The sequence below is a fragment of the Rhodopseudomonas sp. genome (assembly GCF_013377015.1).
Lineage (GTDB): Bacteria > Pseudomonadota > Alphaproteobacteria > Rhizobiales > Xanthobacteraceae > JARJEH01.
Genome location: NZ_JACABA010000001.1, coordinates 901,453 through 924,258, shown reverse-complemented (window position 1 = coordinate 924,258; position 22,806 = coordinate 901,453). Strand labels below are relative to the sequence as shown.

The 22,806-nt window shown below is 64.1% G+C and carries 15 protein-coding genes; 13 read left to right on the top strand and 2 right to left on the bottom strand.

Annotated elements, in window-relative coordinates:
* Positions 1-19: 19 nt before the first annotated feature.
* Positions 20-496 carry an Hsp20 family protein gene (locus HXX15_RS04495; protein ID WP_296513069.1) on the top strand — a complete coding sequence of 159 codons (477 nt, stop codon included), beginning with the start codon at positions 20-22 and terminating at the stop codon, positions 494-496.
* Positions 497-616: 120 nt separating this feature from the next.
* Here HXX15_RS04495 and HXX15_RS04490 read toward each other — a convergent pair whose 3' ends face one another.
* The gene (locus HXX15_RS04490) at positions 617-1,360 is read right to left on the bottom strand and encodes a hypothetical protein (RefSeq protein WP_296513068.1); all 744 of its coding nucleotides are present in this window, start codon (positions 1,358-1,360) and stop codon (positions 617-619) included.
* 432 nt (positions 1,361-1,792) lie between these two features.
* On the opposite strand from HXX15_RS04490, the gene gltB reads away from it, so the two are divergent.
* The 3 genes from gltB to HXX15_RS04475 all read left to right on the top strand — a co-directional run bounded on the left by gltB (position 1,793) and on the right by HXX15_RS04475 (position 8,778).
* Positions 1,793-6,550 carry a glutamate synthase large subunit gene (gene gltB, locus HXX15_RS04485; protein WP_296513066.1) on the top strand — a complete coding sequence of 1,586 codons (4,758 nt, stop codon included), beginning with the start codon at positions 1,793-1,795 and terminating at the stop codon, positions 6,548-6,550.
* 219 nt (positions 6,551-6,769) lie between these two features.
* Positions 6,770-8,227, top strand: a complete 1,458-nt coding sequence (locus HXX15_RS04480; protein ID WP_296513065.1) for a glutamate synthase subunit beta — start codon at positions 6,770-6,772, stop codon at positions 8,225-8,227.
* A 182-nt stretch (positions 8,228-8,409) separates the two neighbouring features.
* Complete coding sequence (locus tag HXX15_RS04475; protein WP_296513063.1) at positions 8,410-8,778, top strand: hypothetical protein; 369 nt, start codon at positions 8,410-8,412, stop codon at positions 8,776-8,778.
* 128 nt (positions 8,779-8,906) lie between these two features.
* Here the strand turns inward: HXX15_RS04475 and HXX15_RS04470 are convergent, their stop codons facing one another.
* Positions 8,907-9,605, bottom strand: a complete 699-nt coding sequence (locus HXX15_RS04470) for a helix-turn-helix domain-containing protein (protein WP_296513062.1) — start codon at positions 9,603-9,605, stop codon at positions 8,907-8,909.
* A 249-nt stretch (positions 9,606-9,854) separates the two neighbouring features.
* Between HXX15_RS04470 and HXX15_RS04465 the strand changes: the two genes are divergently transcribed.
* The 9 genes from HXX15_RS04465 to glp are packed head-to-tail and all read left to right on the top strand — an operon-like array spanning position 9,855 to position 22,532.
* Positions 9,855-12,599: an MFS transporter gene (locus HXX15_RS04465; protein ID WP_296513060.1), complete on the top strand. Its 2,745-nt coding sequence runs from the start codon at positions 9,855-9,857 to the stop codon at positions 12,597-12,599.
* Between the two features lie 13 nt (positions 12,600-12,612).
* Entirely contained in the window at positions 12,613-16,371 is a 3,759-nt protein-coding gene (locus HXX15_RS04460) for a nitrate reductase subunit alpha (RefSeq protein ID WP_296513057.1), read from the top strand.
* Complete coding sequence (gene narH / locus HXX15_RS04455) at positions 16,368-17,888, top strand: nitrate reductase subunit beta (RefSeq protein ID WP_296513056.1); 1,521 nt, start codon at positions 16,368-16,370, stop codon at positions 17,886-17,888. Before HXX15_RS04460 ends, narH begins: the two co-directional genes overlap by 4 nt.
* Positions 17,888-18,649: a nitrate reductase molybdenum cofactor assembly chaperone gene (narJ, locus tag HXX15_RS04450; RefSeq protein WP_296513054.1), complete on the top strand. Its 762-nt coding sequence runs from the start codon at positions 17,888-17,890 to the stop codon at positions 18,647-18,649. The genes narH and narJ overlap by 1 nt, the downstream gene beginning before the upstream one ends.
* On the top strand, positions 18,646-19,374 hold the full coding sequence (gene narI, locus HXX15_RS04445; protein WP_296513053.1) for a respiratory nitrate reductase subunit gamma: 729 nt from the start codon (positions 18,646-18,648) through the stop codon (positions 19,372-19,374). Before narJ ends, narI begins: the two co-directional genes overlap by 4 nt.
* Before the next feature lie 5 nt (positions 19,375-19,379).
* Positions 19,380-20,213: a peptidylprolyl isomerase gene (locus HXX15_RS04440; RefSeq protein ID WP_296513051.1), complete on the top strand. Its 834-nt coding sequence runs from the start codon at positions 19,380-19,382 to the stop codon at positions 20,211-20,213.
* A 12-nt stretch (positions 20,214-20,225) separates the two neighbouring features.
* Positions 20,226-20,585, top strand: coding sequence for a hypothetical protein (locus HXX15_RS04435; protein WP_296513049.1), 360 nt, complete (start codon positions 20,226-20,228; stop codon positions 20,583-20,585).
* The gene (locus tag HXX15_RS04430) at positions 20,582-21,169 is read left to right on the top strand and encodes a DUF2478 domain-containing protein (protein WP_296513047.1); all 588 of its coding nucleotides are present in this window, start codon (positions 20,582-20,584) and stop codon (positions 21,167-21,169) included. The genes HXX15_RS04435 and HXX15_RS04430 overlap by 4 nt, the downstream gene beginning before the upstream one ends.
* A 52-nt stretch (positions 21,170-21,221) precedes the next feature.
* A complete protein-coding gene (glp, locus tag HXX15_RS04425) occupies positions 21,222-22,532 on the top strand; it encodes a gephyrin-like molybdotransferase Glp (protein WP_296513045.1) in 1,311 nt (436 codons plus the stop codon).
* Positions 22,533-22,806 lie beyond the last annotated feature (274 nt).

Here is a 22,806-nt window from a genome sequence, read left to right as displayed (position 1 = left end):
TTCTTAGGAGGACTACACCATGCGTACTTTCGATCTCACCCCGTTTTATCGTTCCACCGTCGGCTTCGACCGGCTGTTCTCGCTGCTGGACCAGACCTCCGGTGAGGGCGCGGCACCCGGCTATCCGCCCTACAACATCGAGCGCACCGGCGAGAACGACTACCGCGTAAGCGTCGCGGTTTCCGGCTTTTCGCAGAATGAACTCTCGATCGTCGCCAAGGAGAACACCCTGACGATCAAGGGCGAGAAGTCCGCCAATGAAAGCTGCAACAAGGGCGAGGTGCTATATCGCGGCATCGCCGCGCGCGCCTTCGAGCGCGCGTTCCAGCTCGCCGACTACGTGACGGTGAAGAATGCCAGCCTCGAGAACGGACTGCTGCACGTCGATCTGGTGCGCGAGATCCCCGAGGCCAAGAAGCCCCGCATCATTCCGATCGCTACCAGTGCGGCCGCCGCCGCGCCGCAGGTGATCGAAGGCGACAAGCAGGCCGCCTGAGCGTTCCGGCACTGACGGATCACCGCTGAATCTGAAAACGCCCCGGGCAATCGGGGCGTTTTTTTTTGTGGCGGTCATTCGAGGCGTGGCGTCGGACGCCGGCGAAGGGGCGCTCGATTTCTACTCCAGCCCCTGCACCGGCGGCATCGCCTCGGTCGGCGCAATCGGGGGTGACGGTTTGGCCTCGACCGGCGGCGCGACGGACGGCGCCGCGGCGGTGCCGGTGGTTTTCGCCTGTGCCGCCACGGCCGGCGCTGGCTGGATTGGCGCGGCCGACTGGATCGCGCCGGTCTTTACGTCAGTCTTCGCGTCGCCCTTCGGCGCGGCGACCGCATATGGCGGGGCCTTCGGCAGCGGCACCGACGGCGACCGGCTGGCGAGGTGAGGAACCGGGCGCGGTGGCCGCGGCGCTTGCCCGATCCGCGGCATCCGTGGCAGCAGAACCTGGGGACCGTACCCCGCCGTCACCTCGTCGATCGCCGCGTCGTCCACCAAATAGGCCGGCACGAACCGGACGATCCGGCCATCGCGGGCGTCGATCACCAGCCGGCCGTCGTCACCGTCGAGATTGATCGCCGCGATGCTGTAGAACGCGCCGCGCCGGCGCGGGATTCCGAGCGGCGAATAGCCGTTGTCGCGGAGCACGCCGTAAACCTCCTGCAGCGGCAGCAGGCCCGGCGCCTCGTCGTCAGCGAGGTAGCGCGGCTGCCTTGCTTCCGGTGGCATCGCCGCATAGGGGCCGCGAAAATCCGAGACGCTTCGATAGGGGGCCATCCCGATCTGATATGGCGGCAACGCTTGCGCGGTCGCGGCGGTCGTCGCCGCAACCAGACCTGCCGATAGCACCCACCCGATCAACTTCATGTCGTATCGCTCCTGCGGCGCCCCCGCGCCCGGTCCAACCGGCGTAAAATCGACGCCGAATTGGGCGTGGCTTGGGCCGGATCCCGGCATATTTGGCGTGAATCCGCGGCAGCCGCGGCCGGGGTCTCCTGATCAAACGGAGGACTCGGGCGCGCTTGTGTGATAGAAAAAAATTTGGCAAGGTCCTGCTAGGACAGTAATACTGTCTCAATTGGGTGGCTGACCCGGCACGGGGTTTGCAGAGTAAAATTTTGGCGTTTAACGCCGAATGCGGCTTTCGGGTTGTCCGATCGGCGATATGGACACCGGGGCCTGAATTCTGAAATCGTGGCTCGCGGCGTGCGAGCGGTGGCCCGGAGGGTGCCGCGAACACCAATGGTGCGCCAATAGTGCCGGCAGTGATCACTGCCCTTGCCGGATGAGAGGATGAAGATGAGCGGGTCTGGGTTCGAGCGCGAAAATATCGTCACCGATGCGCTGACGGCTGACCTGACGGCGAAATCGGGGGCGCCCGCGGGCGACGTCGCGCACGAGACTGCGCACGAACACACTTGGCGCCCGCCGGCCGAGGGCCTCTACGACCCATCGAAGGAAAAGGACGCCTGCGGCGTCGGCTTCATCGCCAACATCAAGGGCAAGAAGTCGCATCAGATCGTGTCCGACGCGATCTCGATCCTGTGCAATCTCGAGCATCGCGGCGCGGTCGGCGCCGATCCGCGCGCCGGCGACGGTGCCGGCATCCTGGTGCAGATCCCGCACGCCTTCTTCGTCCGCAAGGCGATGGAGCTCGGCTTCAAGCTGCCGGCGCCTGGCGAATATGCCGTCGGCGCGCTGTTCATGCCGCGCGAGACGCCGTGGCGGAAGGTGATCCAGAGCATCATTGCCGACCAGATCAAGGCCGAGGGATTGACGCTGCTCGGCTGGCGCGCCGTGCCGACCGACAATTCCACGCTCGGTGAAACCGTAAAGCCGACCGAGCCCGCCAACATGCAGGTGTTCATCGGCCGCGGCTCGCAGATTGCGACCGAAGACGATTTCGAGCGCAAGCTCTACATCCTGCGCAAGTCGATCTCGCACGCGATCTACCAGCGCCGCGACCGCGGCCTGGCCGGCTACTATCCGGCGTCGCTGTCGTGCCGCACCGTGATCTACAAGGGCATGTTCCTCGCCGACCAGCTCGGTGTCTATTATCCCGACCTGCGCGAACCGGATTTCGAAAGCGCGCTGGCTCTGGTGCACCAGCGATTCTCGACCAATACCTTCCCGACCTGGTCGCTGGCGCATCCCTACCGCATGGTCGCGCATAACGGCGAGATCAACACGCTGCGCGGCAACAACAACTGGATGGCGGCGCGGCAGGCCTCGGTGCATTCCAAGCTGTTCGGCAAGGACATCAGCCGGCTGTGGCCGATCTCCTATGAGGGCCAGTCCGACACCGCCTGCTTTGACAACGGCCTCGAATTCCTGGTGCAGGGCGGCTATTCGCTGCCGCATGCGGTGATGATGATGATTCCGGAGGCCTGGGCCGGCAATCCGCTGATGGATGAGCAGCGCCGCGCCTTCTACGAATATCACGCCGCGATCATGGAGCCGTGGGACGGCCCCGCCGCGCTGGCCTTCACCGACGGTCGCCAGATCGGCGCCACGCTGGACCGCAACGGTCTGCGCCCTGCGCGCTATCTCGTCACCAATGACGACCGCATCGTGATGGCGTCCGAAATGGGCGTGCTGAAGATTCCCGAGGACCAGATCGTCACCAAGTGGCGGCTGCAACCCGGCAAAATGCTGCTGGTCGATCTCGAGCAGGGCCGTCTGATTCCCGATGCCGAGATCAAGGCGCAGCTGGCCTCGGCACATCCCTATCACGAGTGGCTCGCCCGCACCCAGATCGTGCTGGAGGAGCTGCCGGCCGCGCCGGTCAAGGGCCAGCGCTCCAACCTGCCGCTGCTCGATCGCCAGCAGACCTTCGGCTACACCCAGGAAGACATCTCGATCCTGATGACGCCGATGGCCTCGACCGGCGAGGAAGCCAATGGCTCGATGGGCAACGACACGCCGCTGTCGGCGCTGTCGGACAAGCCGAAGCCGCTGTTCACCTATTTCAAGCAGAACTTCGCCCAGGTCACCAATCCGCCGATCGATCCGATCCGCGAGGAGCTGGTGATGAGTCTGGTCTCGATCATCGGGCCGCGGCCCAACCTGTTCGACACTCAGGGCACCGCCGGCACCAAGCGGCTGGAAGTGCGACAGCCGATCCTGACCGACGGCGATCTGGAAAAGATCCGCTCGATTTCCGAAATCGGCGACCCGCATTTCAAGTCGCGGACGCTCGACACTACGTTCCATTCCGGACTCGGCGCGGCCGGGCTGGAGCAGGTGCTCGAGGAGCTTTCGGCGCGCGCCGAGGCCGCGGTGCGCGAAGGCGTCAACATCATCATCCTGAGCGACCGCGCTGCCGGATCCGACCGGATCCCGATTCCGTCGCTGCTGGCTTGCGCCTCCGTGCATCATCATCTGATCCGCACCGGGTTGCGCACCTCGGTCGGCCTGGTGATCGAATCCGGCGAGCCGCGCGAAGTGCATCACTTCGCCTGCTTGGCCGGCTACGGCGCCGAAGCGATCAATCCCTATCTGGCGTTCGAGACCATCATCGCGATGAAGGACCGGCTGCCTGTCGCGCTCGACGACTACGAGATCGTCAAGCGCTACATCAAGTCGATCGGCAAGGGCCTGTTGAAGGTGATGTCGAAGATGGGGATCTCGACCTACCAGTCCTATTGCGGCGCGCAGATTTTCGATGCGGTCGGGCTAAAGGCGGACTTCATCGCCAAATATTTCGCCGGCACCCATTCGCAGATCGAAGGCGTTGGCCTCGCCGAAATCGCCGAGGAAACCGTGCGCCGGCATCAGGACGCGTTCGGCGACGCCCAGATCTACAAGACCGCGCTCGACGTCGGCGGCGAATACGCCTTCCGCACCCGCGGCGAGGATCACGCCTGGACGGCGGATTCGGTCGCCAATCTGCAGCACGCCGTGCGCGGCAATTCGCTGGAGCGTTACAAGGCGTTCGCCAAGATCCTCAACGAGCAGTCGGAGCGGCTGCTGACGCTGCGCGGGCTGTTCAAGCTGAAGACCGCCGAGGATGAGAAGCGCAAGCCGGTCCCGCTCGACGAGGTCGAGCCGGCTTCCGAGATCGTCAAGCGCTTCGCCACCGGTGCGATGTCGTATGGCTCGATCTCGCGCGAGGCGCATACCACGCTCGCGATCGCGATGAACCGGATCGGTGGCAAGTCCAATACCGGCGAGGGCGGCGAGGAAAGCGATCGCTACAAGCCGATGGCGAACGGCGATTCGATGCGCTCGGCGATCAAGCAGGTCGCCTCGGGCCGGTTTGGCGTGACGACCGAGTACCTCGTCAATTCCGACATGATGCAGATCAAGATGGCGCAGGGCGCCAAGCCCGGCGAGGGCGGTCAACTGCCCGGCCACAAGGTCGACGCGGTGATCGCCGCGGTGCGGCACTCGACGCCCGGCGTCGGTCTGATCTCGCCGCCGCCGCATCACGACATCTACTCGATCGAGGATCTGGCGCAGCTGATCTACGACCTGAAGAACGTCAATCCGGCGAGCGCGGTTTCGGTCAAGCTGGTGTCGGAAATCGGCGTCGGCACCGTCGCGGCGGGCGTTGCGAAAGCGCGCGCCGATCACGTCACGATCGCGGGTTTCGAGGGCGGCACCGGCGCCTCGCCGCTGACATCGATCAAGCACGCAGGCTCGCCGTGGGAAATCGGCCTCGCCGAAACCCACCAGACGCTGGTGCGCGAGCGGCTGCGCAGCCGCATCGCCGTGCAGGTCGACGGCGGCTTCCGCACCGGGCGCGACGTCGTGATCGGCGCGCTGCTCGGCGCCGATGAATTCGGCTTCGCCACCGCGCCGCTGATCGCGGCCGGCTGCATCATGATGCGCAAGTGCCATCTCAACACCTGCCCGGTCGGCGTCGCGACGCAGGATCCGGTGCTGCGCAAGCGCTTCACCGGCCAGCCCGAGCACGTCATCAACTACTTCTTCTTCGTCGCCGAGGAAGTCCGCGAATTGATGGCGCAGCTCGGCTACCGCAACTTCAACGAGATGATCGGCCAGACCCAGATGCTCGACCAGCAGGCGCTGGTGGCGCACTGGAAGGCCAAGGGGCTCGACTTCTCCAAGCTGTTCCATCGCCAGAAGGAACTGCCGGGACAGAAGATCTATCACTCCGAAGGTCAGGACCATCACCTCGAGAAGGTGCTCGACCGCACCCTGATCGCCAAGGCGCAGCCCGCGATCGACCGCGGCGCTCCGGTGAAGTTCGAGATGGAGATCAACAGCGTCAATCGCAGCGCCGGCGCGATGCTGTCCGGCGTGGTGGCGAAGCACTACGGTCACCACGGCCTGCCGCACGACACCATCCAGGTGGCGTTCAAGGGCACCGCCGGTCAGGCATTCGGCGCCTGGCTGGCGCGCGGCATCAGCTTCGATCTCGAAGGCGAAGGCAACGACTATGTCGGCAAGGGCCTGTCCGGCGGCCGCATCGTGGTCCGCCCGCCGGCCAATTCGGGCATCGTGCCGGAGGAGTCGATCATCGTCGGCAACACCGTGATGTACGGCGCGATCGAGGGCGAGTGCTACTTCCGCGGCATCGCCGGCGAACGCTTCGCGGTGCGTAACTCGGGTGCGGTTGCCGTCGTCGAGGGCGCCGGCGATCATTGCTGCGAATACATGACCGGCGGCATTGTCGTGGTGCTCGGCAAGACCGGGCGCAACTTCGCCGCCGGGATGTCGGGCGGCATTGCCTATGTGCTTGACGAGGACGGCAGTTTCCCGAAGCTCTGCAACATGGCGATGGTCGAACTCGAGCCCGTCTTGTCGGAAGAGATGATCAACGAAAACGCCTATCACCAGACCGGCGATCTTGAAGCGCACGGACGGGTCGACGTGTTCGCCGATCTGCTCGGCTCGGACGTCGAGCGGCTGCACGTCTTGATCTCACGCCACGCCAAACTGGCCGGCTCGAAGCGCGCCGCGGAGATTTTGGCGAACTGGAAGGACACCCTGCCGAAATTCCGCAAGGTGATGCCGGTCGAATATCGCCGCGCGCTGCGCGAATTGAAGGCGCGGCAGGCCGAGGAGCCGAAGATCGCGATCGGAGCGTAAGTTACTAGCGCGGCGCTCGCGTTCGGCCACCTCTCCCATGGGGAGAGGTCGACCGGCGGAGCGCGGCGAAGCCGGTCGGGTGAGGGGGTACGGCCTAACGATAGGCCATACCCCCTCACCCCAACCCTCTCCCCATGGGAGAGGGAGCGCGCTGCCGCTGTGGCGCGCTCCGCACTAACAGGTTGGATTTGAATTCAAGTTTCGGGGCGTCGGGGTTTCATGGGCAAGATCACAGGGTTTCTGGAAATCGAGCGGCACGATCGCAAATACGCGCCGGTCGCCGAGCGGGTTACCAACTACCACGAATTCGTCGTTCCGCTGAGCGAGAAGGACACCCGCGACCAGGCCGCGCGCTGCATGAGCTGCGGCGTTCCCTATTGTCACGGCACCGGCTCGGCGCAGCCGGGCGCGCCGGGCTGCCCGGTCAACAACCAGATCCCGGATTTCAACGATCTGGTGTATCAGGGCAACTGGCAGGAAGCCTCGCGCAACCTGCACTCCACCAACAATTTCCCAGAATTCACCGGCCGCATTTGTCCGGCGCCGTGCGAGGCGTCGTGCACGCTGAACATCGACGACAACCCGGTCACCATCAAGACCATCGAATGCGCCATTGTCGATCGCGCCTGGGGCAATGGCTGGATCAAGCCGGAGCTGCCGGCGCTGCGCACCGGCCAGGCCGTCGCCATCGTCGGCGCCGGTCCCGCCGGTCTCGCCTGCGCGCAGCAGCTGGCGCGCGCCGGCCACGACGTCCATGTCTATGAGAAGGCGGCGAAGGCTGGCGGCCTGCTGCGTTACGGCATTCCTGATTTCAAGATGGAGAAGCATCTGATCGACCGCCGCGTCGCCCAGATGGAGGCGGAGGGCGTCACCTTCCACTACAATTCTCCGGTCGGCGGCACCGCGCCCGGCGCGGTCGATCCGGCCGAACTGCTCAAGAGCTACGACGCAGTGGCGCTGACCGGCGGCGCGGAAGCTGCGCGCGACCTGCCGATCCCCGGCCGCGATTTGAACGGCATTCACTTCGCGATGGATTTCCTTACGCAGCAGAACCGCCGCGTCGGCAACGAGCCGCTCGGTGACGTCCAGGAGATTCTCGCCGGCGGCAAGCATGTGGTGGTGATCGGCGGCGGCGACACCGGCTCCGATTGCATCGGCACCTCGTTCCGGCAGGGCGCGCTGAGCGTGACGCAGATCGAGATCATGCCGGCGCCGCCGGAGCGCGAGGACAAGGGCCTGACCTGGCCGAACTGGCCGATGAAGATGCGCACCTCGTCGAGCCAGGCCGAAGGCGCGCGCCGCGAATTCGCGGTGCTGACCCAGAACTTCTCGGGCGAGAACGGCGCGGTGAAGCAGCTGCATTGCGTCCGGGTCGATGCCAAGTTCCAGCCGATCCCGGGCAGCGAGTTCACCCTCAACGCCGATCTGGTGCTGCTGGCGATGGGCTTCGTGCATCCCGTGCACGAGGGATTGCTGAAATCACTCGGTGTCGATCTCGACCCGCGCGGCAATGTCCGCGCCGACCTCACCGAATTCGCCACCTCGGTGCCGAAAGTGTTCGCGTCGGGCGACATGCGCCGCGGCCAGTCGCTGGTGGTGTGGGCGATCCGCGAGGGCCGGCTTTGCGCCCGCGCCATCGATCAGTTCCTGATGGGTAGCACCACGTTGCCGAAGTAGTTACTTCGCATCGCACGTGGTTCCACGGGCGGCGACGCCGCGCGCGTCGTTTCCGGCCGCTGTCAGGCAGCCGTCAGCTTGGCTTTGCTAGCTTGTGATCGCGGGTCGGCAGACCGGTATCGGCGCGTTGCGCGTCGGCAGCCGGGGTCGCCAAGCCGACGAATCAAACCGTGGAGCATTCCATGAGCAACACCCCGCGCGGTCGGGTCGATGTGCTGTCGCGTCGCCGGCTGCTGCAAGCCGGAGCCGGCGCGGCCGGCGCAGTCTGCCTCGGCGTCGCCTGGTCCGACGCCTCGGCCGAGGAACAGCGAACGGCGCAGGGCGGCGTCTCCTGTGCGAGCATGATCCCGAAAAAATCGTCGCAGGCCGATGCCCGCTACCTCTCGCAGGTCTGGTCTGGCCAGAATTGCGGCCGCTGCCGGCTGTTCCTGCCGCCGGATCGGTGCGTCGCCGTCGAAGGCCCGGTCGCCACCGAAAGCGGCTGCGCGCTGTGGGCCGAGAACGGCAATCGCCGGATCGGCTGCACACCCGACCCGATCATCAGGCTGTAGTGCGCCGCAGACCGGTCGGATGGGTGGTGAGTCTCGTCGTACGGGAGGTCACTTGGGGCCGGGTTTAACTCGGCGTTCAAATTCGCACGCCGAGTGACACAGTCGATGAAGCCAGCAGCAGCGTGGTCTCAGGAATCAGGGTCGTCAATCAGCCGATTGGGTTTCGCCAGGCGGGTCAGCGATGCGACATCCCTGAGCGTGATCTCTTTCGAATTCATCTCGACGCCATAGGCCTGCAGCGATGCGAAGTTGCGCGACAGGTTTTCGGGCGTCATCCCCAGGTGCGATGCCAGGGTCTTCTTGTCGAACGGAATTTCAAACCGGCCCTGGGCTCCGGCGTTGATATTCCGCCGCAACAGCCAGTTCGCGAGCCGCTCCAGGCTCGGCCGCAGCTTGATGTTCTTGAGATCCTTCACCACGCCGCGATAGCGCGCGGCAAGCTCCTGCACGGTCGCGCGCGCGAATACCGGGTCGCTATCGAACGCCTCGCGAACCGCCTTGGCGGGGATCATCAGGATTCGCGATGTCTCCAGCGTGCGCGCCGAGTGCAGATAGACCTCGTCGCGCATCACCGCGGCCAGAATGAAGGTCGCGTACGGTCGCGCGATCCACAGGCTAGTCTCCCTGCCGGCGTGCTCCGCGAAAAAATCGATCGATCCCTCGATCACGACATGCAGAAAGTCGGCTGAATCGCCCTCACGGATCATGACGAGTTGGGCGGGGAATCTCTGCAGGAACGTCGCCTGCATCAGCTTCTCGAAATTCCGCTGATCCATGCCGGAAAACAAGGGCAGGGACCTGACTGAATCGGAGTCGGATATTGGCACAGACTGCTTCCCATATCTGGAACCGGGAAGGTGAGTGTTTCTTGATAAAAGTCAATTGGGAACCGAACTAAAATCTATTACTGACACCAATTAAGTCAATCCGAGTATTGATGCTTGCTAATTAAAGTCGAGAATGTTTTCGGTAAGTAAAGGAGCTTGATCTAGCGCAACGATCACAGATCGAAAGATCCCATCTGTCGTCAACCGGACGCCGTTCTTCTGGCGCTTTGCTTGGTAGGGGATCAATTGATGACAACTCTCTCGGATGTGGACGCCGGCCAACGGAGCCGTGCGCTTTGGGCCTCGACGATTGGGTTTACGCTGTGCTTCGCGGTGTGGACGATTTTCTCGATCATCGGCATCCAGATCAAAAAGGAACTCTCGCTCTCTGAGACCCAGTTCGGTCTACTGGTCGGCACCCCGATTCTGACCGGCTCGCTGATACGGCTGGCGCTCGGGATCTGGACCGACCGCTACGGCGGACGGCGGATCTTCCCGGTGGTGATGCTCGCCGGCGCGCTCGCGACATTCCTCCTCACCTACGCACACACCTACACCCAGACGCTGGTCGCCGCGCTCGGCGTCGGCATTGCTGGCGGCTCCTTTGCGGTCGGCATCGCCTATGTCTCGCGCTGGTATGAGCAGGGCAAGCAGGGCCTCGCGCTTGGCATCTTCGGCGCCGGCAATGTCGGCGCCGCGGTGACCAAATTCGCCGCGCCATTTGTGTTGATCGCCTATGGCTGGCAGGGCGTCGCGCAGATCTGGGCCGCCGTTCTCGCCGTCGGCGCCGTCGTGTTCTGGTTCGTCACTGCCGACGATCCGGTCGTCGTCGAGCGTCGGCGCACCGGCGCGCCGGCGAAAAGCGCGTGGCTTGAATTAACGGCGCTGAAGAACGTTCAGGTCTGGCGCTTCTCGCTGTACTATTTCTACGTGTTCGGTGCCTTCGTCGCGCTGTCGCTGTGGCTGCCGCAATATCTGATCAACGTCTACGGCGTCGACATCAAGACCGCCGGCATGACGGCGGCGATGTTCTCGCTTCCGGCCAGCGTTTTCCGCGCCTATGGCGGCCATCTCTCGGACCGCTACGGCGCGCGCACGGTGATGTACTGGACGTTCCTGGTCGGCGTCATCTGTACCTTCCTGCTGTCCTATCCGCCGGTCGACTACGTCGTCCACGGCATCAAGGGGCCGGTGGCCTTCCACCTGGAGATGGGCGTGGTTTCCTTCACGGTGACCATCTTTGTGCTGGGCTTCTTCATGGCGCTCGGCAAGGCCGCGGTGTACAAGCACATCCCCCTCTACTACCCCGACAACGTCGGCGCCGTCGGCGGACTGGTCGGCATGATCGGCGGACTTGGCGGCTTCGTACTGCCGATCGCCTTCGGCGTCCTCAACGACCTCACCGGGATGTGGACCAGCTGCTTCATGCTGCTGTTTGGCCTGGTGCTGGGCTCGCTGCTCTGGATGCATTTTTCGATCCGGCATATGGAGCGTCGCGCCGCAGCAGGCGTTCTTCGGGGCCTGCCGCAGCTGCCGGAAATGCAGCCGATCCATGGGACCAAGCATGCCGGCGCTCTCTCCGGCGCGATGCTGACCGACTGGCGCCCGGAAGACAAAGCGTTCTGGGAGAGCAGCGGCCGCGCCATCGCGCGGCGCAATCTCTGGATCTCGATCCCGGCGCTGCTGTTGTCGTTCGCGGTGTGGCAGGTCTGGTCGGTGGTGGTCGCCAAGCTGCCCTCGGTCGGATTCAAATTCACCACCGACGAATTGTTCTGGCTGGCGGCGTTGCCAGGAATTTCCGGCGCCCTGCTGCGGATCTTCTACTCGTTCATGGTGCCGATCTTCGGCGGGCGGCTGTGGACCACTCTGGCCACATGGTCGCTGATGATCCCGGCGATCGGCATCGGCTACGCAGTGCAAACCCCGGGGACGCCCTATGCGATCTTCCTGATCCTGGCGCTGCTGTGTGGTCTTGGCGGCGGTAACTTCGCCTCATCGATGGCCAACATCTCGTTCTTCTTTCCGAAGTCGGAAAAGGGCAACGCGCTGGCTCTCAACGCCGGCCTCGGCAATCTCGGCGTCAGCGTCGTGCAGTTTCTGGTGCCGATCGTGATCACGGCGGGCGTGTTCGGCTGGATGGGCGGCGATCCGGCGACTGTCGGAGCGGGCGTCAAGGCGGCGCCGATGTGGCTGCAGAACGCCGGCTTCATCTGGGTGCCGTTCATCGCGATATCGGCATTCGCGGCGTGGTTCGGCATGAACGATATCGCGTCGGCGAAGGCCTCGTTCTCCGAACAGGCGGTGATCTTCCAGCGCAAGCACAACTGGATCATGTGCGTGCTCTACACCGGGACGTTCGGTTCGTTCATCGGCTACTCGGCGGGATTCCCGCTGCTGGCGAAGACCCAGTTCCCGATGGTCGACGCGCTTCCGTTCATCTTCCTCGGCCCGTTGGTCGGCGCGCTGTCGCGCTCGGCGACCGGATGGATCGCGGATCGGCTCGGCGGCGCGCGGGTGACGTTCTACGTCTTCGTCCTGATGTCGTTCGGCGTGATCGGCGTTTTGTACTTCCTCGGCGTCAAGGATCAGCCCTATGCGTTCTGGGGCTTCTTTTCGATGTTCCTGCTGCTGTTCTTCGCGACCGGGGTCGGCAATGCCTCCACCTTCCAGATGATCCCGGCGATCATGCGCAAGGAAGTGGCGCGGCTGATGCCCGGCCTCGACGCCGCCGAGCGCACCCGCGAGGCGGAGAAGGAATCGGCGGCGATTACCGGCTTCACCTCGGCGATCGCGGCGTTCGGCGCCTTCTTCATCCCGAAGGCCTACGGTAGTTCAATCGCGGCGACCGGCGGACCGCAGATGGCCCTGTATGGCTTCCTCGGCTTCTACCTGATCTGCATCGTGGTGACCTGGGCGGTCTACACGCGGCGCGGCGGGCTGCTTTACGACGTCGAGCGCGGACGGGCCTCGGCCGTCGCGCAACCCGCAGAATAATCGGAGATCGATGATGAGCAATTTTCTGGACCGTCTCACCTTCTTCAATCGCATGACGGACGAATTCTCCGACGGCCACGGGATCACGACCGATGACGATCGCTCGTGGGAGGACGGCTATCGCAAACGCTGGCAGCACGACAAGATCGTTCGCTCCACCCATGGGGTGAACTGTACCGGCTCGTGTTCCTGGAAGGTCTACGTCAAGGGTGGCATCGTCACCTGGGAAACCCAGCAGACCGATTATCCCAGAACCAGGCCCGACCTGCCGAACCACGAGCCGCGCGGCTGCGCCCGCGGCGCCAGCTACAGCTGGTATCTGTATTCGGGCAACCGGGTGAAGTATCCGCTGGTCCGTTCGCGGCTGTTGAAGGCGTGGCGCGATGCCAGGGTGCTGATGACCCCGGTGGCGGCGTGGAAATCGATCGTCGAGAATCCGCAGAAGCGCGCGTCCTACGTGTCGAAGCGTGGGCTCGGCGGATTCGTCCGCGCGCCTTGGGACGAGGTCAATGAACTAATCGCGGCGGCCAACGCCTACACCGCGAAGACCTACGGTCCCGATCGGGTGTTCGGATTTTCGCCGATCCCGGCGATGTCGATGGTCAGCTACGCCGCCGGATCGCGTTATCTGTCGTTGCTCGGCGGCGTCTGCATGTCGTTCTATGACTGGTATTGCGATTTGCCGCCGGCCAGCCCGCAGACCTGGGGCGAACAGACCGACGTTCCGGAATCCGCGGACTGGTACAATTCCGGATTCCTGATCCTGTGGGGCTCCAACGTTCCGCAGACCCGCACCCCCGACGCGCACTTCTATACGGAGGTCCGCTACAAGGGCGCCAAGAGCGTGGTGATCTCGTCAGATTATTCGGAGGCCTCGAAATTCTCCGACATGTGGGTGTCGCCGAAGCCGGGCACCGACGCCGCCCTCGGCATGGCGATGGGCCACGTAATCTTGCGTGAGTTCCACATCGACCGGCAGCCGGACTATTTCCGCGACTACGCGCGACAGTACACCGACATGCCGATGCTGGTGCGGCTGGTCAAGCAGGGCGACCACTACGTTCCCGAGCGGTTCATCCGCGCCTCCGATCTGGCCGGCGCGCTCGGCGAGGCCAACAATCCGGATTGGAAGACGCTCGCCTTCGACGAAACCACCGGCAACCTTGTCGTCCCGAAGGGATCGGTCGGCTTCCGCTGGGGCGAAAAGGGCAAATGGAATCTGGAAGAAAAGGATGCGAAGGGCGAGCCGACACGGCTGCGGCTGTCGCTGACCGACGTCAAGGACGACGTCGCCTCCGTCGCATTCCCGTATTTCGGCAATCGCGAGCACGACTATTTCCAGGGCACCGATCATCCCAGCGTGCTGACCCGCAATATCCCGGTCAAGAAGCTGCAACTGACCGAAGGCGAGACGCTGGTGGCGTCGGTGTTCGATCTGTTCGTCGCCAATTACGGCATCGATCGCGGCCTCGGCGGCACCAACATCGCCAAGAGCTATGACGACATGGAGCCGTACACGCCAGCCTGGGCCGAGAAGATCACCGGGGTGCCGCGGGAGCAGATCATCACCGTGGCGCGCGAATTCGCCAAGAACGCCGAGAAGACCAAGGGGCGGTCGATGGTGATCGTCGGTGCCGGGCTGAACCACTGGTACCACATGGACATGAACTACCGCGGCATCATCAACATGCTGGTGATGTGCGGCTGCGTCGGGCAGTCCGGTGGCGGATGGTCGCATTATGTCGGCCAGGAGAAGTTGCGCCCGCAATCCGGCTGGACGCCGCTGGCGTTCGGACTCGACTGGAACCGGCCGCCGCGGCAGATGAATTCGACCTCGGCGTTCTATGCCCACACCGACCAGTGGCGCTACGAGACGCTCGACGTCTCCGAAATTCTGTCGCCGACGGCACCGGCCGGCCCGTGGGACGGCGCGCTGATCGACTACAATGTGCGGGCTGAGCGGATGGGCTGGCTACCGTCCGCGCCGCAGTTGCAGGAGAATCCGCTCGGGATCAAGGCCAAGGCGGACGCCGCCGGCCTTGAGGCCAAGGACTACGTCGCCAAGTCGCTGCAATCCGGCGACCTGAAACTGTCCTGCGAAGATCCCGACAATCCGAAGAATTGGCCGCGCAATCTGTTCGTGTGGCGCTCCAATCTGCTCGGCGCGTCGGGCAAGGGACACGAGTATTTCCTCAAGCATCTCGTCGGCACCAAGCATGGCGTGCTCGGCAAGGATCTCGGCGTCGAGGGCCAGCGCAGGTCCAGCGAAGTGGTCTGGCACGACAAGGCGCCGGAGGGAAAACTCGATCTCCTGGTGACGCTCGATTTCCGGATGTCGACCACCTGCATGTATTCCGACATCGTGCTGCCGACCGCGACCTGGTACGAGAAGGACGACCTCAACACCTCGGACATGCATCCCTTCATTCACCCGCTGACGGCGGCGGTCGATCCGGCTTGGCAGGCCCGCAGCGACTGGGAGATCTACAAGGGGATCGCCAAGGCGTTCTCGAAGGTGGCTCCGGAGGTGCTCGGCGTCGAACAGGACGTGGTGCTGACACCGATCATGCACGACTCGCCCGGAGAGATCGCTCAGGCCTTCGACGTCAAGGACTGGAAGAAGGGTGAGATCGAGCCGATCCCCGGCCGAACCATGCCGGCGGTGACGGTGGTCGAACGCGATTATCCGCATCTCTACGACCGCTTCACCTCGCTTGGGCCGTTGATGGACAAGCTCGGTAATGGCGGCAAGGGCATGAGCTGGAACACCAGCCATGAGGTCGAGTTCCTGCGCAAGCTGAACGGCGAGGTGCAGGACGGTCCGGCCAAGGGGATGCCGCGGATTCAGACCGCGATCGACGCCGCCGAGGTCATTCTCTCACTGGCACCGGAGACCAACGGCGAAGTCGCGGTCAAGGCCTGGGAGTCGCTGGGCGGCTTCACCGGCCGTGACCACATTCACCTGGCCATTCCCAAGGAAGACGAAAAGATCCGGTTCCGCGATGTCGTGGCGCAGCCGCGCAAGATCATCTCGTCGCCGATCTGGTCCGGGCTGGAATCCGACAAGGTCTGCTACAACGCCGGCTACACCAACGTTCACGAACTGATCCCGTGGCGGACGCTGACCGGCCGCCAGCAGCTCTATCAGGATCATCTGTGGATGCGAGCATTCGGCGAAGGCTTCTGCGTTTATCGACCGCCGATCGACACCAAGACCATCAAGCCGATCATCGAGGAACGGCCGAACGGCGAGAAACAGATCGTCCTCAACTTCATCACCCCGCATCAGAAGTGGGGCATCCATTCGACCTATACCGACAATCTGCTGATGCTGACGCTGTCGCGCGGCGGCCCGATCGTCTGGATCAGCGAGGATGACGCGGTCAAAGGCGGCATCGTCGATAACGACTGGATCGAGGCCTACAACACCAACGGCGCGCTGGTCGCACGCGCGGTGGTGTCGCAGCGGGTCAAGAATGGCATGTGCATGATGTATCACGCGCAGGAGAAGATCGTGAACGTGCCGGGTTCGGAGATGACCGGACAACGTGGCGGCATCCATAATTCGGTGACCCGGGTGGTCACCAAGCCGACCCACATGATCGGCGGCTATGCGCAGCAGGCCTACGGCTTCAACTATTACGGCACCGTGGGCTCGAACCGCGACGAGTTCGTGATCATTCGCAAAATGTCGAAAGTCGACTGGCTGGAGGGCGCTGCTCCCGACGCCACGATCGACGACAAGACCGGCAAGCTGGAGACCGCATCATGAAGATCCGCGCGCAAATCGCCATGGTGCTGAACCTCGACAAGTGCATCGGCTGTCACACCTGTTCGGTCACCTGCAAGAACGTCTGGACCAGCCGCGAGGGCATGGAATACGCATGGTTCAACAATGTCGAGACCAAGCCCGGGATCGGCTATCCCAAGGAGTGGGAGAACCAGACCAAGTGGAACGGTGGCTGGACCCGCAAATCCAACGGCAAGATCCAGCCGAAGATCGGCGGCAAGTGGCGGGTGTTGGCGAAGATCTTCGCCAATCCGGACTTGCCGGAGATCGACGACTATTACGAGCCCTTTACCTTCGACTATGAGCATCTGCAGACCGCCGGCGAAAGCCAGGCGATGCCGACCGCGCGTCCGCGTTCGCTGATCTCCGGCGAGCGGATGGAGAAGATCGAGTGGGGCCCGAATTGGGAGGAAATCCTCGGCGGCGAATTCGCTAAGCGCTCGAAGGATGCCAATTTCGAAGGCGTGCAGAAGGATATCTACGGCGCGTTCGAAAACACCTTCATGATGTATCTGCCGCGGCTGTGCGAGCATTGCCTCAATCCGGCCTGCGTCGCCTCCTGTCCGTCGGGTGCGATATACAAGCGTGAGGAGGACGGCATCGTCCTGATCGATCAGGACAAGTGCCGCGGCTGGCGGATGTGCGTCTCCGGCTGTCCGTACAAGAAGATCTATTACAACTGGTCGAGCGGCAAGTCCGAGAAGTGCATCTTCTGCTATCCGCGGATCGAGGCCGGCCAGCCGACGGTGTGCTCCGAGACCTGCGTCGGCCGCATCCGCTATCTCGGCGTCGTGCTCTATGATGCCGACCGCATCGAGGAAGCCGCGAGCTGCAAGGACGAGAAGGATCTCTACGAGGCGCAACTGTCAATCTTCCTCGATCCCAGCGATCCCAAGGTGATCGCGCAGGCGAGGGCGGACGGCATCGCCGAAGCCTGGATTGAAGGCGCCCGCAAGTCGCCGATCTGGAAGATGGCGATGGAGTGGAAGGTGGCGTTCCCGCTGCATCCGGAATACCGCACGCTGCCGATGGTCTGGTACGTGCCGCCGTTGTCGCCGATTCAGTCGGCGGCCGAGGCCGGCAAGATGGGGCTGGACGGCGCCATGCCTGACGTCCGCAGCCTGCGGATTCCCTTGAAGTATCTCGCCAACTTGCTGACCGCGGGCGACGAGGCGCCGGTCGCGACCGGTCTCGAGCGGATGCTGGCGATGCGGGCCTATATGCGCGCCAAGACCATCGACGGCGTAATCGACGAGAACATCGCCAAGAAGGTCGGTCTCACCGGCGCGCAGATCGAGGAGATGTATCAATTGATGGCGATCGCCAATTACGAAGACCGCTTCGTGATTCCGACGACCCATCGCGAAGCTGGAACCAACGCGCTCGACCTGCGCGGTTCCTGCGGTTTCTCGTTCGGCAATGGCTGCTCCGATGGTCGCACCGAAACCAACCTGTTCGGGCAGCCGAAGAAGGCACGCAATCCGATGGAGATCGTGTGATGGGAAATTCGAAGAGCATCCTCACCTTCAAGGTGCTTTCCGCCTTGCTGTCATATCCGGAAGCCGAACTGATCAAGGCCGTTCCGGAAATGCGGCGGGCGCTGGATCGCGAGCGACTGATTCCGGCGCCGCAACGCGTGGCGCTCGACGGCTTTCTCGACGAGATCGAAGCCAGCGATCTCTATGATCTGCAGGAGCGCTATGTGCAACTGTTCGATCGCTCGCGCACGCTGTCGCTGCACATCTTCGAGCACGTCCATGGCGAAAGCCGGGACCGCGGCCAGGCGATGATCGATCTCGGCGCGGTCTATCAGCAGGGCGGCCTGGCGATGCGGCCCGGTGAGTTGCCGGACTTCCTGCCGCTGTTGCTGGAATACTGTTCGACGCTGCCGCTCGAGGCTGCGCGCGAATTCCTCGGCCAGCCGGCGCATATCCTGGCGGCGCTGGCCGAACGGTTGCGCAAGCGCGAATCCAGCTACGAGCCGGTGCTGCGCGCCATCGGGGCGATCGCCGATGCCGAGTTGCGGCAGGCCGATCTCGACGCGATCATGTCGGAAGAGGAAGCGGACCCCAATGACTTCGCCGCGCTCGACGCGGCGTGGGAGGAAGAAGCCGTCAGCTTCGGGCCGGGTGCCTCCGGCCTCGGCGCGCAATCCGCGATCGGCGGCTGCGGCACCGACGCGCTCGCCGCCCGGATGCGCCATGCCAAACGCGCGGTATCGACCGCGGACAATCCGTCGAGCCCGGGAGCAGCGTCATGAACGACACCCTCAATCACATCGCCTTCGGCTGGTATCCGTATTTCGCGTTGACCGTGTTTCTGTGCGGCAGCCTGCTGCGCTACGACCGCGAGCAATACACCTGGAAGACCGGATCGAGCCAGTTGCTGCGCCGCCGCCAGCTGACCTGGGGGTCAAACCTGTTTCACGTCGGCGTGCTGCTGATCTTCGCCGGTCATTTCTTTGGGCTGCTGACGCCGATCTGGGTCTGGGACATGCTCGGCGTCAGCCACAGCTTCAAGCAGGGCGTTGCCATCGTCGTCGGCGGTGTCGCTGGTCTGATGTGCCTGGTCGGCATCGTTATGCTGACGCATCGTCGGCTGACGGATTCACGGATCCTGAAGCACTCTTCGTTCGGCGACATCGCGGTGCTGCTGCTGCTACTGACCCAGCTGCTGCTCGGCCTGTCCAGCATCTTCGTCTCGCTGGGTCACATGGACGGGCATGAGATGGTGAAGCTGATGAGCTGGGCGCAGGGCATCCTGACGTTGCAGCCCGGCGCCTCGGCCTATGTCGCGGACGTGCATCCGATCTTCAAGGCGCACCTCTTGATCGGCATGACAATCTTCCTGGTGTTCCCGTTCACCCGGCTGGTCCATATCTGGAGCGCGCCGGTGTGGTACCTTGGTCGGCGTGGCTATCAGGTGGTGCGCACCCATCGCAAGGGCGCGCGCGGCGTCGGCGCTCCGGCGCAACCGGCGGAGTAATGCAAATGAGCAACCTCGCTTTCGCTTCGCCGACCGCGTCTCCGAGCCGCGTCGTCAGCGTCAATGGTCGTACCATTCCGCGCGAAACCATCGCGCAGGAGGCGCAACATCATCCCGCCAAGACGCCGGCTGCGGCGTTCGCGGAAGCCGCCCGCGCGCTGGTGATCAGGCAGTTGCTGCTGGATCGGGCGAACGAACTCGGATTGTTCCCGGCGCCGCTCGAGGACGCGCAGGGCCGCCGCGAGACCGACGACGAAGCACTGGTTCGTCAGGTTGTCGAGGCCGAGGTGATCACGCCGGTCGCCGACGAGGCGATCTGTCGACGCTACTACGACATGAACCTCAGGAGATTTCACGCGTCGGCGATCTTCGAGGCCGCGCATATCCTGTTTCCGGCCGCGCCGGGCGACCAGGCGGCTCGCGCCGAGGCCAGGATCGAGGCCGAGGCGGTGCTCAAACTGGTGCAGGCCGCTCCCGAACGGTTCGCCGAACTGGCGCGGCGGCATTCCGCCTGTCCGTCGAGCCAGCAAGGCGGCAATCTCGGACAGATCAGCGCCGGGACCACCAGTCCCGAATTCGAGAAGGCGCTCGACCGGTTGCAGCCCGGTGAGAGCTGTACCGAGCCGGCCGAGACTCGTTACGGTTTTCACATTGTGAGACTAAATCGACGGATCGAGGGCCAGTTGTTGCCGTTCGAGGCGGTTCGCGAGCGGATTGCGAACTACCTCAACGAGACGGTTGAGCGGCGCGCCACGGTTCAATACATTGCGATGCTGGCGGGCAAGGCCACCATCACGGGCGTGATCCTCGAAGCGGCAACGTCGCCGCTGGTGCAGTAAGGGGCGTTTCCGATGCTTCTCGGCGATCTGTTGCGACAATTGCAGGACGAGACGGTGGCGACCGCGGCGTTGCTGGCGACGAACGATCTTCGTCGCCTCGGTCAGGTCCAGCATGCCGCCGAACATTACGGTGAGTCGGTCGGCGAATACGTCGCCAATGCGGTGCGTGGCTTCGCGGACCAGGGCAACGACGAGGACTGGCTTGCGATGATGACCGCGCTGGAGAGTTCGAGCGACGCTGCTTCGACCTGCTTGGGGCGCATGATCGACTGGTCGCTGCGTCGCGATCAGGCGCCGGCAGTACAATCCGGCTGCAATTGTGGTGGCCATGCGAGTGCTGGCGCCGCGACGGCTGGGGAGGGGGACCGGTGATCGCTGCATCAGGGACCATCGCGCCACGACACCAACAGGCCGAAGCTGAAATCGACCTGCCATTCGCTGTGATGCTGTATGAGGATAGCCTGCGCGCCGACGCCGTGCTCGCCGGTTGCATGCGGAATTTGCAGAAGCGGGGGCTTCGTCTCGGCGGCGTGATCCAGATCGCGCACGATCGGCCGGATCGCCATCGCTGCGATATGATCCTGCACGATTTGTGGTCCGGAGAAGAGATTTCGATTTCGTCCGATCGTGGCGCCCAGGCGCGCGGCTGCAAGCTCGACCTCGGCGCGCTGGCGCAGGCCGCGGTTTGGATGGAGCGGGCGCTCGACGGCCCGCTCGACCTGATGGTGTTGAATAAATTCGGCAAGCAGGAGGCGGCCGGCCGCGGCCTGCTGCAACCGCTCGCGGAAGCGATCGGTCGCGGCATTCCGACTATCGCGGGGGTCTCGGCGCTCAATCTTGACGCCTGCATTGCATTTGCCGGCGGCAGGCCGGCGATCCTGAAGCCGGACGGCGCCGAGATCCAGGCGTGGTGCAGGCGGCAGGTCGAGAGCAAGTTATCGCCGCCGTCGCAATGAATCGGCGGCGGGGTCGGCCGGCGCCAGAATCGAAGCGGGAGCGGAAACCTTCATGAGCCAAGTCGCGAAACGGATCGGCGCTCACCTGCCGCCGAAGTCGTCGCTGTCTGCGATAGCGGTCTGCGATCGACAGCCGGCGCACGGCGCCGAAGCGCTGCTGCCGATTGACGTGGCAAGGCAGAGGGGACTGGCGCTGGTGACCCCGGTGACGGAAGTCGAAACCGTTCAGCTCACGGATGCCTCAGGGCGCGTGCTGGGGCGGACGGTGCTCGCGGAGACGCCATTGCCGCGTTTCGACTACAGCGCAATGGACGGTTACGCCGTCAACACCTTCGATCTTGAACGGACGGCGCGGCCGCGGCTCACGGTCAGCGGTCGAGCCGCGGCGGCCCGCGTGGTCGATCGACCTGTGCTTGGCGCCGACGCGGCAATCCGGATTCTCACCGGCGCGGCAATTCCCCGCGGCGCCAATGCGGTGATTGCCCAGGAGGACGTCCTGCGCGAGGGCGACGAGATCGTGCTGTCGCGGATTCCGGGAGTCGGCGAAAATATCCGCCCCTGTGGCGAGGAAGCCCAGATCGGTGACGTGCTGGCGAATGCCGGAGGCCTGATCGGCCCCGCCGAAATGGGGATGATGGCGTCGGCAGGCTGCGCCGCGATCATGGCGTTTCGCAAAATTCGGGTTGCGACATTTTCGACCGGATCCGAATTGCGCCAGCCCGGCGAACAACTCGCGCCGGGCGAAATCTACAATTCCAATCGCTTCATGCTGCGCGGCCTGCTCGACAAACCGTGGATTGAACTGATCGATCTCGGCGCCTGTCCGGACGATCCGGAAGCGCTGTCGGCGCTGTTGCGGCAGGCGGCCTGGCAGGCGGATTTCGTGATGACGACGGGAGGCGTCTCGGTCGGCGACGAAGATCATATGGTCGAGACCGTGCGGCGATGCGGGGGGACGATCGCGGTGTCCAAGATTGCGATCAAGCCGGGGAAGCCGCTGACACTCGGCACGGTCGGCGAGGCGATCTACATCGGGCTTCCCGGCAATCCCGGCGCGGTGTTCACGACGTTCAAGGTCTTGGTCGATGAATTGCTGCGGGTCCGCGCCGGTCTCGGGCCGACGACAACTCGCTCGATTCCGGCGATCGCCAATTTCTCGTGGACCGGCCGGCCGGGGCGGGCGAGCTATTTGCCCGCAGTGCTCGAGGGATACAACGAGAACGCCGCTGCGCTGATCAATCTGTTGCCGAAGAGCAATTCAGGGATGCTGCGCCGCCTCGGCAAGGCCGACGGTTTTGTCATCATCGCCGCGGATCGTGAGACTGTGAAGCCCGGCGACCTGGTCGAATGGCTGCCGTTGTAGCCGATCGATACCGTCTCAATGGCGATTGACGGGAAGCGCCATGATCTCGGCAATCTGCATATGCGGCGGCTGGTCGAGCGCGAACATGATGACGCGCGCCACGTTTTCCGGGTCCATGGTCATCTGATCTCCCGCGGTGCGCCCACGTTGTTGGTCGGTAGCTCTCGGGCGCGCACCAAGATAAAATGTCAGACGGGCGGCGCTGTGTCCGCCATCGGGAGCGTGCTGCCTGAAATACTGAAACAGAGCGCCGGTCGGACAAGAGCGCAACAGG